This is a genomic window from Moorella thermoacetica, from assembly GCF_001267405.1.
Lineage (GTDB): Bacteria > Bacillota > DSM-521 > Neomoorellales > Neomoorellaceae > Neomoorella > Neomoorella thermoacetica.
In genome coordinates this window covers 1,897,767-1,910,945 of the sequence record NZ_CP012369.1, presented here as the reverse complement: position 1 = coordinate 1,910,945, position 13,179 = coordinate 1,897,767, and the positions used below count along the sequence as shown (strand labels likewise).

At 55.8% G+C, this 13,179-nt stretch carries 13 protein-coding genes; 9 read left to right on the top strand and 4 right to left on the bottom strand.

Annotated features, from left to right (window positions below; genetic code table 11):
- Positions 1-30: 30 nt before the first annotated feature.
- The 3 genes from MOTHE_RS09545 (at position 31) to MOTHE_RS09535 (ending at position 2,553) form a co-directional block, all read left to right on the top strand.
- Entirely contained in the window at positions 31-852 is an 822-nt protein-coding gene (locus tag MOTHE_RS09545; RefSeq protein WP_011393437.1) for a lipoate--protein ligase family protein, read from the top strand.
- 101 nt (positions 853-953) lie between these two features.
- On the top strand, positions 954-2,105 hold the full coding sequence (nifV, locus tag MOTHE_RS09540) for a homocitrate synthase (RefSeq protein WP_053094981.1): 1,152 nt from the start codon (positions 954-956) through the stop codon (positions 2,103-2,105).
- A 58-nt stretch (positions 2,106-2,163) separates the two neighbouring features.
- On the top strand, positions 2,164-2,553 hold the full coding sequence (locus MOTHE_RS09535; protein ID WP_011393435.1) for a carbohydrate-binding protein: 390 nt from the start codon (positions 2,164-2,166) through the stop codon (positions 2,551-2,553).
- 78 nt (positions 2,554-2,631) lie between these two features.
- Here MOTHE_RS09535 and glgA read toward each other — a convergent pair whose 3' ends face one another.
- A complete protein-coding gene (gene glgA, locus MOTHE_RS09530) occupies positions 2,632-4,095 on the bottom strand; it encodes a glycogen synthase GlgA (RefSeq protein ID WP_011393434.1) in 1,464 nt (487 codons plus the stop codon).
- 104 nt (positions 4,096-4,199) lie between these two features.
- Positions 4,200-5,216 (bottom strand): galactose-1-phosphate uridylyltransferase, encoded by a 1,017-nt coding sequence (gene galT / locus MOTHE_RS09525; RefSeq protein ID WP_011393433.1) that lies wholly within the window; start codon positions 5,214-5,216, stop codon positions 4,200-4,202.
- Positions 5,217-5,385: 169 nt separating this feature from the next.
- Between galT and MOTHE_RS09520 the strand changes: the two genes are divergently transcribed.
- Positions 5,386-6,726 carry a glycosyltransferase family 4 protein gene (locus MOTHE_RS09520; RefSeq protein WP_011393432.1) on the top strand — a complete coding sequence of 447 codons (1,341 nt, stop codon included), beginning with the start codon at positions 5,386-5,388 and terminating at the stop codon, positions 6,724-6,726.
- 2 nt (positions 6,727-6,728) lie between these two features.
- Here the strand turns inward: MOTHE_RS09520 and MOTHE_RS09515 are convergent, their stop codons facing one another.
- Positions 6,729-7,361: a MarC family protein gene (locus tag MOTHE_RS09515; RefSeq protein ID WP_011393431.1), complete on the bottom strand. Its 633-nt coding sequence runs from the start codon at positions 7,359-7,361 to the stop codon at positions 6,729-6,731.
- 313 nt (positions 7,362-7,674) lie between these two features.
- Between MOTHE_RS09515 and MOTHE_RS13185 the strand changes: the two genes are divergently transcribed.
- Both MOTHE_RS13185 and MOTHE_RS09510 read left to right on the top strand, forming a co-directional pair.
- Positions 7,675-7,845, top strand: coding sequence for an S-layer homology domain-containing protein (locus MOTHE_RS13185; protein WP_158499114.1), 171 nt, complete (start codon positions 7,675-7,677; stop codon positions 7,843-7,845).
- 192 nt (positions 7,846-8,037) lie between these two features.
- On the top strand, positions 8,038-9,261 hold the full coding sequence (locus MOTHE_RS09510; protein ID WP_011393430.1) for a DUF438 domain-containing protein: 1,224 nt from the start codon (positions 8,038-8,040) through the stop codon (positions 9,259-9,261).
- Between the two features lie 112 nt (positions 9,262-9,373).
- On the opposite strand, the gene MOTHE_RS09505 is transcribed toward MOTHE_RS09510, so the two are convergent.
- Positions 9,374-10,765, bottom strand: a complete 1,392-nt coding sequence (locus tag MOTHE_RS09505) for an amino acid permease (protein ID WP_053094979.1) — start codon at positions 10,763-10,765, stop codon at positions 9,374-9,376.
- A 143-nt stretch (positions 10,766-10,908) separates the two neighbouring features.
- Between MOTHE_RS09505 and MOTHE_RS09500 the strand changes: the two genes are divergently transcribed.
- The 3 genes from MOTHE_RS09500 to MOTHE_RS09490 are packed head-to-tail and all read left to right on the top strand — an operon-like array spanning position 10,909 to position 13,175.
- Positions 10,909-11,088: a hypothetical protein gene (locus MOTHE_RS09500; RefSeq protein ID WP_053094977.1), complete on the top strand. Its 180-nt coding sequence runs from the start codon at positions 10,909-10,911 to the stop codon at positions 11,086-11,088.
- 13 nt (positions 11,089-11,101) lie between these two features.
- Positions 11,102-13,030 carry an ArnT family glycosyltransferase gene (locus MOTHE_RS09495; RefSeq protein WP_011393428.1) on the top strand — a complete coding sequence of 643 codons (1,929 nt, stop codon included), beginning with the start codon at positions 11,102-11,104 and terminating at the stop codon, positions 13,028-13,030.
- The gene (locus MOTHE_RS09490; protein ID WP_025773177.1) at positions 12,993-13,175 is read left to right on the top strand and encodes a hypothetical protein; all 183 of its coding nucleotides are present in this window, start codon (positions 12,993-12,995) and stop codon (positions 13,173-13,175) included. Before MOTHE_RS09495 ends, MOTHE_RS09490 begins: the two co-directional genes overlap by 38 nt.
- Positions 13,176-13,179: the final 4 nt, after the last annotated feature.

Genomic DNA, 13,179 nt, shown 5'->3' with positions numbered 1-13,179 from the left:
CAGTCCGTTCAGGTCCATGGAGGTATATTTATGCCAGCTGAAACCTGGCGCCTGCTCGATACCGGCGTATCCGATCCTTACACCAATATGGCCATAGACGAGGCCATCCTCCTGGAGCACCGGGAGGGAAAAACGCCGCCTACTTTACGTTTTTACGCCTGGTCGCCGCCCACTATCTCCCTGGGTTATTTCCAGCAGCTAGAGAAAGAAATCGATCTGGAGGCCGTCAAGGAGCGGGGCCTGGGGCTGGTCCGGCGCCTGACGGGCGGCCGGGCCGTTCTCCACGACGATGAAGTAACCTACAGCGTGGTAGCCAGGGAGGATCATCCACTGATGATCGGTGGCATCCGCCCCTCTTACCTGCGCCTGGCAAAGGCTCTGGCCGCAGGGCTTAGAGAGCTGGGGGCGCCGGTGGAGATCGCCTCGGGCCGTAAGGGTGGTCGCGAGGAGCATACCACAGCCGCCTGTTTTGACGCCCCCTCCTGGTACGAGATAACCTGCGGCGGCCGCAAGCTGGTGGGTAGCGCCCAGACCCGTAAAGGCGGCGTGGTCCTCCAGCACGGTTCGATAGTTCTCACCCTGAATGGCGACGATCTCTTCGCCGTCCTGAAGATGCCCTCGGAGGCCGTACGCCAGCGTCTCCTAGCGAAGTTTTATCACCAGGCCTGCGGCCTGGAAGAAGTTCTGGGCCGCAGGGTCGAGGCCGGGGTAATAAAGGAGAATATTGTCCGGGCCTTCACCAGGCTCTACGCCGTGGAATTTGTCCCGGGCGGGCTGACGGAGGGAGAAAAAGGGCGCCTTAAGGAACTGCGGGCGAAATACGCCGCCGCTGACTGGCTCAAGAGACGGTGAAGTATACTGGATTCTCGCTAATATCGGGCAGGAAACGTTATTTTTTTGCGGAATACATCTAGAATATGCCGGCGTAAAGCCTTCAAAAAAGGGGTGAAAAAATGGGCGGACAGATTAAAATCGTCGATACCACCCTCCGGGACGGCGAACAAACAGCCGGGGTGGTCTTTGCCAACAGTGAAAAACTGCGCATTGCCAAGATGCTGGACGCTATCGGTGTCGATCAAATTGAAGCCGGCGTACCGGTCATGGGCGGTGATGAGAAAAAGGTCATCAAGGAGATTGTCGATGCCGGTTTGCGGGCGAGTATCATGGGCTGGAACCGGGCTGTCATTGACGATGTCCGGCATTCCATCGATTGTGGCTGCGATGCCGTAGCCATCTCCATTTCTACTTCTGATATCCATATCGAACACAAACTGCGCAGCACCAGGGAAAAGGTCATTGAGTCCATGTCCCGGGCCTGCGAGTTCGCCAAGAAGCACAACCTCTACGTCTCCGTCAATGCCGAGGACGCCAGCCGCACCGATCCCGATTACCTATTACAGTTTGCTCGGGCTGCCCGGGAGGCCGGCGCCGACCGCCTGCGCTTCTGCGATACGGTGGGCATAATGGATCCCTTCGGCACTTATGAAAAAATAAAATGGTTGATCGAAGAAGTGGGCCTGGATGTAGAGATGCACATGCACAACGACTTTGGCATGGCAACGGCCAATACCCTGGCCGGCATCCGCGCCGGGGCCAAGTACGCCGGGGTGACGGTGGTGGGCCTGGGCGAACGGGCCGGCAACGCCGCCCTGGAGGAAGTGGTCATGGCCTTAAAATATCTGGAAAATATTGACTTAAAGTTTAAAACCGAGCAGTTCCGCGAGCTGGCCGAGTACGTTTCCCTGGTGGCACGCCGGCAACTACCGGCCTGGAAAGCCGTTGTGGGCAGCAATATGTTTGCCCACGAGTCCGGTATTCATGCCGACGGCGCCCTGAAGGACCCGCGCACCTACGAAGTAATGACGCCGGAAGAGGTCGGCCTGGAACGGCAGATTGTCATCGGCAAGCACTCGGGCACGGCGGCCATTAAGGCCAAGTTTGCCGAGTACGGCGTGCACCTGGAAGAAGCAGACGCCGCAGCTATCCTCGCCAGGGTGCGTGCCCTGGCGGTGGAACTCAAGCGCCCCCTCTTTGATAAGGAACTGGCCCACATCTATGAGGATTACCAGGAAGCCCGGAAAAAGGCGGCCGTGACCGCCGTATAGCCCGGCCCGGCTCCAGGGAAAGATAAACTATAGAAATTTTCCCTGGGAGGTAATCACCTTGGGCGATAAAAACCGCAGCCGCTTTGTTAGCGACGAGGGCACCAGATTGCAGCAGATGCGGGCTGCCGAATACCCCGGCGGGGTGGTGGTCGACCCCGTACCCATCACTGCGGGCGATGAAGTTACAATCCTCTACCACGGCCTCCTGGATGCCTGCGGCGCCGACCAGGTATGGATGCATACCGGTTACGGCGACGCCAATAACTGGCAGAATGTCTGCGATTACCGCATGGAGCGCACCGGCTACGGCTGGGTGAAAAACATCCGGGTGGAAGATACCAGTCGCCTGAATATCTGCTTTAAAGACAGCGCCGATAACTGGGATAACAACAACGGTCTCAACTGGAGCTTTGAAATCCATAACGGCGAGCGCCCTGGCCGACGTTAGCAATTAACCCCTTGCCGGAAGTGCAAGGGGTTAATTATTAGCTTTCCCGGGGTCCTGATATCCCGGGGTTTTTGGATTTTACCCTACCTTAAACATGGCGGCCCGCCTCTTCTCCAGGGCCTCGCGGTACATTTCCTCGTAGTGACCGGCCGAAGCGCTCCAGGAGAAATCGGCGGCCATGCCCCGCCGCATCAGTTTACGCCATTCTCCGGGTTCGTGGCGGTAGACGTGCAGGGCGCGGTTGATGGTATCCAGGAGGGCCTGGGGCTGGTAATCACGGAAGGTAAAGCCGTTACCCACTCCCGGATACTGGTGCAAGTCTTTGATGGTATCCTCCAGGCCGCCAGTTGCCCTGACCACCGGGACGGCACCATAGCGCAGGCTGATCATCTGCCCCAGGCCGCAGGGCTCGAACCGGGATGGCATCAGGAAGATATCGCACCCGGCGTAGATATGCTGGGCCAGGACCGGGTCAAAGCCGATTTTCACGGCCATTTTATCGCGATATTTTACCTTATATCGGGAGAAAAGCTGCTGGTAGTAGTCCTCGCCGCTGCCCAGGAGGACGAACTGCAGGTCCTGTTGCATCAATGGGTCCAGGATAGCGGCCAGGAGGTCGAGACCCTTCTGGCTCACCAGGCGGGAGATCAGGCCCAGGACGGGGACGTCCCTGACGGGCAGTTCCATCTCCCGCTGCAGGGCCGCCTTGTTTTCCCCTTTCTTCTCCAGGTGATCGGCGTCGTAATTGACTGCCAGGCGCCGGTCGGTGGCCGGGTCGAACTCCTCATAGTCGATGCCGTTCAGGATGCCCCTCAGGTCGGCTGCCCTTTTACGGAGCAGGCCGTCCAGGCGCTCCCCGTACTCCGGCGTCTGGATTTCCAGGGCGTATTTCTTGCTGACGGTGTTCACCAGGTCGGCGTACAGGATCCCGGCCTTCATATAGCTGACCTGCCCGTAAAACTCCAGGCGTTCCGGGACAAAGAATTCCTCGCTGAGGGCCATGGTCTTGAGGATGTTGCGGGGAAAGGTACCCTGGTACTGCAGGTTATGGATGGTATAGATGGTTGCCGTCTCCCGGTAAAAAGGGTTGTCCTCGTGCTTTACCTTGAGGAACAGGGGTATGGGACCGGTCTGCCAGTCGTTACAATGGATGATATCCGGCTGAAACTCCAGCCAGGGCAGCATGGACAGCACGGCTTTGCAGAAGAAATTGAACCGTGCGGCGTCATCGCCGTAACCATACATGCCATCACGGTAGAAAAACTTGTAGTTGTCGATCAGGTATACCGGGATCCCGGCTTCCCCGGGCAGTTTCCCCTGGCGAATGACGGCTGTCTCCAGGCTGCCGTCCATCTCTACCGGCAGATCGGTGAGGTAGTTAACCTCCTTGACCTGGCGGTAACGGGGCATGGCTACCCTGACCTCGTGGCCCTTGGCCGCCAGGGCTTTGGGCAGGCTACCGGCCACATCAGCCAGGCCGCCGGTTTTGGCCAGGGGTGCAACCTCGGGAGAAACCAGCAAGATCTTCAAGGGTTTGTTCATCGCGCTTCCTCCTATCTGGGATGCCGGGAAGTGGGAGGCGGGAAATTTTCTGCCTTGCGCAATTTTACCAGTTCGCCCGTTCACGGCTGCTCCCTACGGTTAGCTTAAGCCAGTGCCTCCTGATCCAGTTTAATTTCATTGAGAGACTGGGCCGCAATTTCCGGCGGGGTGGGGTTGATATAGATACCTGTTCCCCACTCAAACCCGGCGACGATGGCCAGCCGGGGCAATAGTTCCAAATGCCAGTGATAGATAACGTCGTCCTGATGTAGGGGGGCCGTATGGAGGACCAGGTTAAAGGGCGGGTCACCAGCCGCCTTTTTCAGCCGGCCCAGGGTTTCCTGTACGATGGCGCCCAGTTGCTTAAGCTGCACGTCGTCGCAGTCGCCGAAGCCTGTCTGGTGCCTGCGGGGTACGATCCAGGTCTCCATGGGAAACCGGGAGGCAAAGGGACAAAAGGCCAGGAACTCACTATTGAAGCCGGTGACCCTGGCCCCGGCTTCCAGTTCGGCCTCTACGACATCGCAGAGGAGGCAGCTCTCTTGTTCCTGCCAGTAGGACTTAAATCTATCCATTTCCTGGCTGACGGTAACTGGTACCAGGGGAGTGGCGATTAACTGGCTGTGGGGGTGTTCCAGGGAGGCTCCGGCCGTGCGGCCATGGTTTTTAAAGAGCTGGATATATTGTAGTTTCTTATCCCGGCTCAATTGCAGATAACGCTGGCGCCAGGCCTTAAAGACCTGGACGGCATGATCCGGGGCCATATCGGGGAAAAAGGTGTTGTGATCGGGACCCTCGATTATGACTTCGTGGGCACCGGTGCCGCTCATGGTCCGGTATAAACCCCTATTTTCTATGGTTACATCGTCGCCGGGGGCCAGGGCGGCAAATTTATTGGGGACAACCCGTACCCGCCAGCCGGGGGTGTCGGGGGCGGTGCCGGCGACCCGGAAGGCCAGCACCTCCGGCGGGGTTTCTCTTTCATGGCCGGGGCAGAAAGGACAGCCGGTGCTGCCATTCTTTTCTTGATGCGGAGGCTTGAAGTCCGAAGGCCTTTTGGCCCTTTCGGTGGCAATGATTACCCAGCGCTGGCTCACCGGGTCCTGGCGTAATTCGGGCATGCTGGAACCTCCAAATTAATAACCTGTTACTATGTTTTATCTATAGGGCAGTAATTATGCGCCACTGCGTTCCCCGGTTGGCGGCTTTGACCGAAGGCTTGTTTGGAAGTATTAAAGCCGGCCGGCATTGCCAGAATAATAGAGAGATGCTAAACGAAGGTGGCAGGTTATGCGGATCTTGATGCTTTCCTGGGAATACCCGCCCCAGAGTGTCGGCGGCTTGGCCCGCCATGTGGAGGATCTGGCTATCTCCCTGGCGGCCCGCCATGATGTTCACGTCCTGACTATTGGCCGACCCGGAGAAGCTTTCGAGAGCCGGGAGAACGGGTTGACCGTCCACCGGGTGGAAGCCTACCCCGTTCATCCCCCTGATTTTCTCGTCTGGGTGCTGCAACTGAATGCCCGCTTTATGGAAGAGGCCATGATCCTCATGCGCCGGTACGGCCCCTTCCAGATTATCCACGCCCACGATTGGCTGGTGGCCTTTACCGGCCGGGCTTTGAAGCACGCTTATCATTTACCCCTCATCGCCACCATCCACGCCACCGAGGCGGGCCGCAACCGCGGCCTCCACAACGACATGCAGCGCTACATTAACAGCGTCGAATGGTGGCTGACCTACGAAGCCTGGCGGGTCATTGTCTGCAGCCGGCATATGCGCCAGGAGGTCCAGGGGTTATTCCAGCTGCCGGCTGACAAGATTACCATTATACCCAACGGAGTGTATAGCAAAAAGTTCCGGGCCGGGACAGTCGACCCGGAGGTCCGGCGGCGTTACGCCGCGCCTAACGAGAAAATCCTCTTCTTTGTCGGCCGCCTGGTGATCGAAAAGGGAGTCCAGGTGCTCCTGGAGGCCATGCCTCGCATCCTCTCCTCTTGCCCGGAGGCCAAACTGGTGGTTGCCGGCCGGGGACCCATGGAAGGCCAGCTCCAGAACCGGGCCCGGGAACTGGGAATCGGCCACAAGGTCTGTTTTGCCGGCTATATTGACGACCGGACCCGCAACCAGCTCTACCGGGCCGCCAGGGTGGCTGTCTTCCCCAGCCTTTACGAGCCCTTCGGTATCGTCGCCCTGGAGGCCATGGCCGCCGGGACGCCGGTGGTGGCCAGCGAAACAGGCGGCCTGGCGGAGATAATCACTCACGGCGTTGACGGCATGCGCGCCTATCCGGGCAACGCCAATTCCCTGGCCGACAACATCCTGGCGGTCCTGCAGGATGACGCTCTGGTTGCGAAACTCAGCGCCAACGGCCGTCGCCTGGTAGCAGAGGTTTACGACTGGGAAAATATCGCCCGGCGCACGGCTGACGTCTACCAGGAGGTTTACAACCAGTATCGTCGCACCCCCTGGCCGGAACGGACCCCGGTAATAGCCCGCCTGTGGCGCTTCGTCCCTTACGTAGCCGGGGACCAGGACAGAGAACAACCACTGCCCCTGGGGGGGCGCTATGACCTGGCCCGGTACCGGGCTACTCTGGTAAACCAGCACCGGGGCAGGAGCGAGGGGTAGGTTCACCTTCCCAGGCCCGGGAAGAGTTCCAGCAGGCCGGAAGCGCCCATCTGGACGGCGATCACTGCCAGGAGGAGACCCATGACGCGGCTGATGATATTCATTTCCATGGGTCCCAGGTGACGGGTAATAAGGGTGGCATAACGGAAGATTAAGTAGGTGCCCAGGGTGACGACGGCTATAGCGGCAACGGTCAGGAGGATGGTCCGGAGCCGCCACTCGGAGCCGACCAGGAGCATGACGGTGGTGATGGAACCAGGACCGGCAAGGATAGGAGTGGCCAGGGGAGTAATGGCTACATCGTCCCGGGCCATGATGTCTTCATGGATATCCGGCGCCAGGCTGCGGCTGTGAATGTTACGACCCTGGAGAATTTTATAGCCGATGCTAAACAGGATAATACTGCCGGCAACCCGGAAGGCAGCCAGGGTGATGCCGAAGAAGAGGAGGATATTATTACCCAGGAGGACAAAGAGTGTTAGGAAGCCGAAGGCGGCCAGGGTAGCCCTTCTGGCGGTGGCGATTTGATCGGCCGTTGCCTCCCCTTCGACCAGGGAGAGGAAGATAGGCAGGTTACCAATGGGATTAAGGATGGCCAGGATTGATACGACGGCATGTAAGAAAAAGACAGACAAAGGTATTCCCCCCGATAAGACTCGGATAACCCGGTTTAGCTCCCGGGTTATTTTTATTATAGCCATAAGGAACTACTCGGCATATTTATGCCTTCGAGATTAATATATACTGGCTGGGAGATTTTTGCCAGCGGCGGGAACTTTAACGCGCCTTAAGCGTCTGTATAAAGGCAAGGATCAGGGAGGAACTGGAAAGGAGGGAGGGGAGTTAAAAAATACTAGTCGACACCTGTTAAAGGAATTGTTTACTAAAGAATAAAAGGATCCGCCTCCTCAACTGGATCATGTCGCGCGGGTGGAGGGGATTTACCGGGTGCCCTATACCGACGCCGGTTCCCTGTCATCTGATTCCCTGGGTTACGTCGCCCTGTCCTGGGGTCTGGGTATCCTGAAGGGTAATGGTTCTACTTTTGAGCCCGGCCACCAGGTCACCAGGGCTGAGGCGGCGGCCGCCCTGGTTCGCACCCTGGCCGTTAAAATGTAGCTAACGTCGGACTGCCCCCGTACCCCGGGGGCTTTAAAGCAGGCGCCCTTCTGGCCGAATTGTCTCATCCAGGCCTGGGAGTAATTGCTTGCAGCGGAGCTTGCCAATCTGGTAGTTAAATAAAAGGTGGTGGAAAACGGAAAATTATTTTTAAGCAAGGGCATACTAAATAAATAACTTGGAGGTGTAGCCATGACCGAACTGCTCAACAACCAGGATTACCGTAAAGAAGCCTTAAAAGAAATTATCCGGGAATTGCACCGGGGCAAGAGCGTGGAGGAAGTGAAGGCCAGGTTTAATGAACTGATCAAGGATGTGGCCCCGGCGGAGATCTCCCTCATGGAGCAGGCCCTGATCAACGAAGGCCTGCCGGTGGAGGAGGTCCAGCGCCTCTGCGACGTCCACGCGGCGGTCTTTAAAGAGTCATTAGAAAGGGCGCCGCAACCGGAAACCATCCCCGGTCACCCGGTGCATACTTTTAAAGAAGAAAACCGGGCCCTGGAAGATTTAATGATCAGAGAGATTCAACCGCTCCTGGCTGAATTGCGCCGGGCGAACCCGGACGTTGAAAAAGACCTGGCCATAAAGCTGGCGGAAAAACTGAATCTTCTCCAGGATGTCAACAAGCATTATAGCCGCAAGGAGAATCTCCTCTTCCCTTACCTGGAGAAGTACCAGATAGTAGGGCCGCCCAAGGTCATGTGGGGCGTCGACGACGAGATCAGGGACCTCTTAAAGGAAGCCCGGGACCTGGCCGTCAATTACGTACCGGATAAAAAAGAAGAACTCATTACCAGAACAGAAGCCGCCCTGGCAAAAATCAAAGAAATGATCTTTAAAGAAGAAAGGATTCTCTTCCCCATGGCCCTGGAGACCCTGACCGAGGACGAGTGGTACCGGATCATGCTTGACAGCGCCAGTATCGGTTATTGCCTCATCGAGCCCCGGGAAGACTGGCGGCCGGCGCAGGTCAAACTTGACCAGAAAGAAACTGTCGCCAGCGAGGAAACCAGGGGATACATTAAGTTTGCTACCGGTATCCTGACGCCCCGGGAGATCAGCTTGATCTTCGATCACCTGCCAGTAGACATAACCTTTGTCGACAAGGATAATGTGGTCAAGTATTTTTCCAATACCAGGGAGCGCATCTTTACCCGCAGCCGGGCGGTTATCGGCCGGCGGGTCGAAAACTGTCATCCCCCGGCCAGCGTCCAGGTGGTGGAGAAACTCATTGCCGACTTCAAAAGCGGGCGTAAAGACCGGGAAGCCTTCTGGCTGCACCTGGGTGATAAGTATGTGTTTATCCAGTATTTTGCCGTCCGGGACGAAAAAGGCGACTTTGCCGGCACCCTGGAGGTGACCATGGACCTCAAGCCTCTCCAGGCCATTAGCGGTGAGAAGAGGATTATGGATTAGGACTGTTATGGGCAGCAAGCCAAGCGGGCTATAATCGCTGGATTAATGCTGCCGGGAAAAGTTAATTACGGACTATTTCAGGTGCCAGGTGGATACACCTGGCACAGGAGTTTTATCCTCCTATATCAGCTTTGGAATATTTTCTTCCATAGCTGAAGTAAATAACGAGGCCTATTACCATCCAGATACCAAAGCGGATGAAGGTAATCGGTGGTAGGCTGCTAATGAGAGCAATTCCACCTACTGTACCTAATGGTGCTACCACCCAGATGGCTGGTACTTTAAAGGGACGCCTAGCCGCGGGCTGGCTGTACCGCATTACCAGGGTACTAATAGCTGTAAGGGTAAAGGCGGTTAGTCCCCCGATATTTGCCAGTTCAGCCAATTCGCCGATAGAGAGGAAGCCGCCACCAATAAGGGCTACTGAAAATATGATCAAGGTGGCAATATAGGGGGTTCGCCTTGTTTTGTGTACCCGGGCAAAGATGGGTGGGAGAAGCCCATCACGACTCATGGCAAAAAGAATGCGGGTCGCACTTAAACCATTGCCCATCATGACTGTAAATAGCCCGAAAATGGCTGCAATGGCAATGATTCCTCCCCCCCAGCTTTTGCCTATTGACACTAGGGCAAAGGCTGCCGGATCGGGAACGTCTAGCTTGGTATAAGGAACAACACCCGTTAGTACGGCGCTAACAACAATATAAAGAATAGTGATAAACCCCAGTCCTGAAACGAGGGCTATTGGGACATCCCGTTGGGGATTTTTTGTTTCCTCAGTAACTGTGGTTACACCATCAAAGCCTGTAAAGGCGAAAAAAGTAAGGGCGGCGCCGGTCATTACTCCTTTCCACCCAAAGGGAAGAAATGGATGCCAGTTTACCGGCTTAATAAAGGGAATTGCCAGTACTAAAAAAAGGGCCAGGGCGCACAGTTTACCGAGACTTAAATAGGCATTTATTTTACCTGCTTCCCTTATACCACTATAGACAATATAAGTTACAAGTAAAATAGCTATTATTGCCGGGGCATTTATGAAACCACCATGGGCGATATCCGTAGTAATCATTTTGGGAAGATGGATCCCGAAACCCCTTAAAAATTCTACAAAATAACCAGACCAGCCTACCGATACGGTACTAGTTATAGCAGTAAATTCGAAGAGCAAATCCCAGCCGACGATCCAAGCAAAAATTTCACCTAAAGCGAGGTAAGCATAAGTATAGGCACTACCTGCCACCGGAACCATAGAGGCAAATTCCACATAGCACAGGCCCACACAGATACATACTAATCCACCAAGGAAAAACGATATGCTTACTGCCGGTCCGGAATATTTGGCAGCAGCTACACCCGGGAGCACAAAAATACCGGCGCCAATGGTTGCCCCTATTACTAGAAAGAATAATTCCAGAAGATTAAGATCCCGCCTTAATTTATATTCTTTCAGCTCCGCCAGTTCCGTTGCTTCAGAAATACTTTTTCTACGAAATAGCAAGGTCATTATAATCTCCCTCCAGATTTACCATTTAAATACTATCCTAAATAGCCAGCAAGTAATGCCTGCATGATTGCTATGAGGCCTTTATAAAAAAGAAGAAAGACACCCCATTAAAATCTAGAAGGCTAATTTGGTAAAGGAATTCAATGAAAGGGGATGCCTTCAAGAAGATACTACAACAAAGTAATTATGGTCAAGTACCTCCGTTAGCCAGGCGTGCAAGAAATCTCGATAAGGAGAACATTAAAATGCCGGCAGGAGAAACCGGGGTAAAAAGGATTAAGGGCCTCCATAAAGAATTTATAAATGATAGGGTTGAAAACTAAGGGGAGGAACTAAATGCTCTGGTTTCTTCTGGGCACACTGGCCCTGCTCACCGGGTCCTGGCTCATGGCGGCCCGGATGGCGTTGAAAAAAACTCTCGACCGCTGGCTGGCCGTAGGGGTATTGACCATGGCCGGGCAGGTACTGATCCTCCTGCTCGCCGGTCAAGCCCTGCGGCATCTTAACCGCGGCGTGGTATTGCTCCTGGCCCTGGGCTGGGCGGGGCTCGGGTTGCTGATCCGGAACAGGCAGGGGAGTAGATCCGGTGAGATTTTCTCCTTTGAAAGCGGGGCGGCCGGGGATATAGGAGAACCCGGGAACGCCGAGATTTTTTCCAGTTCCCTCATCGCAGTAACCGGTGTCATTCTGGCCTTTAGCCTGGCAGCCCTGGTCCTGGGGTGGATTTACCTGCCGCCCTTCGCCTGGGATGAGATCTGGTATCACCTTACTCCTATGGCCGCCTGGTTCAAACAGGGGGCCATTACCCGGCTGCCGGAGGCCCTACTCTGGCAGCACTACGATCCCACCCGGGTAACCTCCAGAAAGCTCGCCCTGGATTTAAGCGTGGCCTTTAATTGGGCCAATGTTTACCCCCTTAACGCCGAATTAAATGCCCTATGGATCATGGTCCTGACGGGTAACGACCTCCTGGTGGATGCCACCCAGTTCCCTTATGTTGTAATCGGCGCCCTGGCCACCTTCGGCCTGAGCAGGTCAGGGGGTGCCGGACGGAATGCATCGATTCTGGCTTCTATGCTCTTCCTTTTGACCCCCATGGTTCTGATCCACCTGCGGGTAGCCTATGTCGACGCCGCCTTCGGCTCTATGGTAGCCGCCGCCCTTTATCTTTTTTTAAGGTGGCAGGAGGAGCGCAATCTGGAGTATGCCCTGATCCTGGGCCTGGCCATTGGGCTGATGATGGGGATTAAAGCTACGGGCATCGCCTTTGCCGGTGTCTTCGTCCTGGCTATACTGGCCTCAGGCTTCTGGCAGTACCGGCAAGGGGTATCCGGCAACAGAGCTCTCTGGCTCCAGATAACAGTGATTTTATTGTCCCTGATGGCCACGGGCACTTTTTGGTACTTGCGAACCTGGTGGTTTTACGGTAATCCCGTTTACCCCGTAGAGATTCAAGTGCTGGGATGGAAGCTTCCCGGCATGGGCAGTGTCTCCAGGTTATTTATGGCCGCGAATACACCGGAAGCCTACCGGGGCCGCAACATCATCCTCAATATCCTTACTTCCTGGTTGGAGCTTGGTAACGAATCCTACAATTATTATTCCCGCACCCGCGGCCTGGGACCGGCCTGGGCGGCCCTGGCCCTCCCCGCTATCCTACCCTTCGCATTTTCAGCCTGGCGCCGGCGCCGGGCCCCGGTACTCTGGATGGTGGGCCTGACCCTTATTTTTTTAATCCTCCAGCCGGCTGCCTGGTGGCCGCGCTATGTCCTTTATGTAGTGCCGGTGGGACTGGCGGCTATGGCCTGGGTTTATGACCGCCTCGACCCCAGGTTGAAAATGGCTGTGGCCGGAATCATGATTCTGAACCTGGTGGTGGCCACCGGTTTGACTCTGGTAGAAACCCTGGATAAGCTACCTGCAGCCATGCGCCTGGACCCAGCTCACCGGACCTTTGGGGAACTGTACTTCAGTGACTATGCCTGGGTGGACCAGCTGCCTCCCAGCCGGATTGGTTATACGCCTATGGCCTGGATCTACCCCCTGTATGGCGGCCTGCGTAACCAGGTGGAGCTGGTCGATGGAACCACGGCGGAGTCCTGGCGGGAGGCCATCATCTGTCAGGGCCTGGATTTTGTTGTTACCAACACCCAGTATGGCGACTACGATAGATGGGCCCTTTCACTGCCTGATTTATTAACACCCTACAGGAAAGGGGAGATGATTAATGTCTACCGGGTCAGGCCCGGCCGGGGACGACAATGACAGGCTTTCTGCCTTCTGGTCCCTATTCTATATCTCTGCAGCCCTGGTAATTACCTTTCTTTATTACCGCAACCTGGGCCTGTGGCGCCTCTTTGAACATGCCCGCAGGTGGCTGGAGTGGGTCAGGGTGATGCTTGGGGTATAACCCG

Excerpts from the sequence above, each read along its gene's own strand:
- MOTHE_RS09495 (WP_011393428.1), top strand. The coding sequence starts at position 11,102 with ATGCTCTGGTTTCTTCTGGGCACACTGGCCCTGCTCACCGGGTCCTGG.
- glgA (WP_011393434.1), bottom strand. The coding sequence starts at position 4,095 with ATGAACAAACCCTTGAAGATCTTGCTGGTTTCTCCCGAGGTTGCACCC.
- MOTHE_RS09490 (WP_025773177.1), top strand. The coding sequence starts at position 12,993 with ATGTCTACCGGGTCAGGCCCGGCCGGGGACGACAATGACAGGCTTTCT.
- MOTHE_RS09545 (WP_011393437.1), top strand. The coding sequence starts at position 31 with ATGCCAGCTGAAACCTGGCGCCTGCTCGATACCGGCGTATCCGATCCT.
- MOTHE_RS09510 (WP_011393430.1), top strand. The coding sequence starts at position 8,038 with ATGACCGAACTGCTCAACAACCAGGATTACCGTAAAGAAGCCTTAAAA.
- nifV (WP_053094981.1), top strand. The coding sequence starts at position 954 with ATGGGCGGACAGATTAAAATCGTCGATACCACCCTCCGGGACGGCGAA.
- galT (WP_011393433.1), bottom strand. The coding sequence starts at position 5,216 with ATGCCCGAATTACGCCAGGACCCGGTGAGCCAGCGCTGGGTAATCATT.
- MOTHE_RS09500 (WP_053094977.1), top strand. The coding sequence starts at position 10,909 with ATGAAAGGGGATGCCTTCAAGAAGATACTACAACAAAGTAATTATGGT.
- MOTHE_RS09520 (WP_011393432.1), top strand. The coding sequence starts at position 5,386 with ATGCGGATCTTGATGCTTTCCTGGGAATACCCGCCCCAGAGTGTCGGC.
- MOTHE_RS09505 (WP_053094979.1), bottom strand. The coding sequence starts at position 10,765 with ATGACCTTGCTATTTCGTAGAAAAAGTATTTCTGAAGCAACGGAACTG.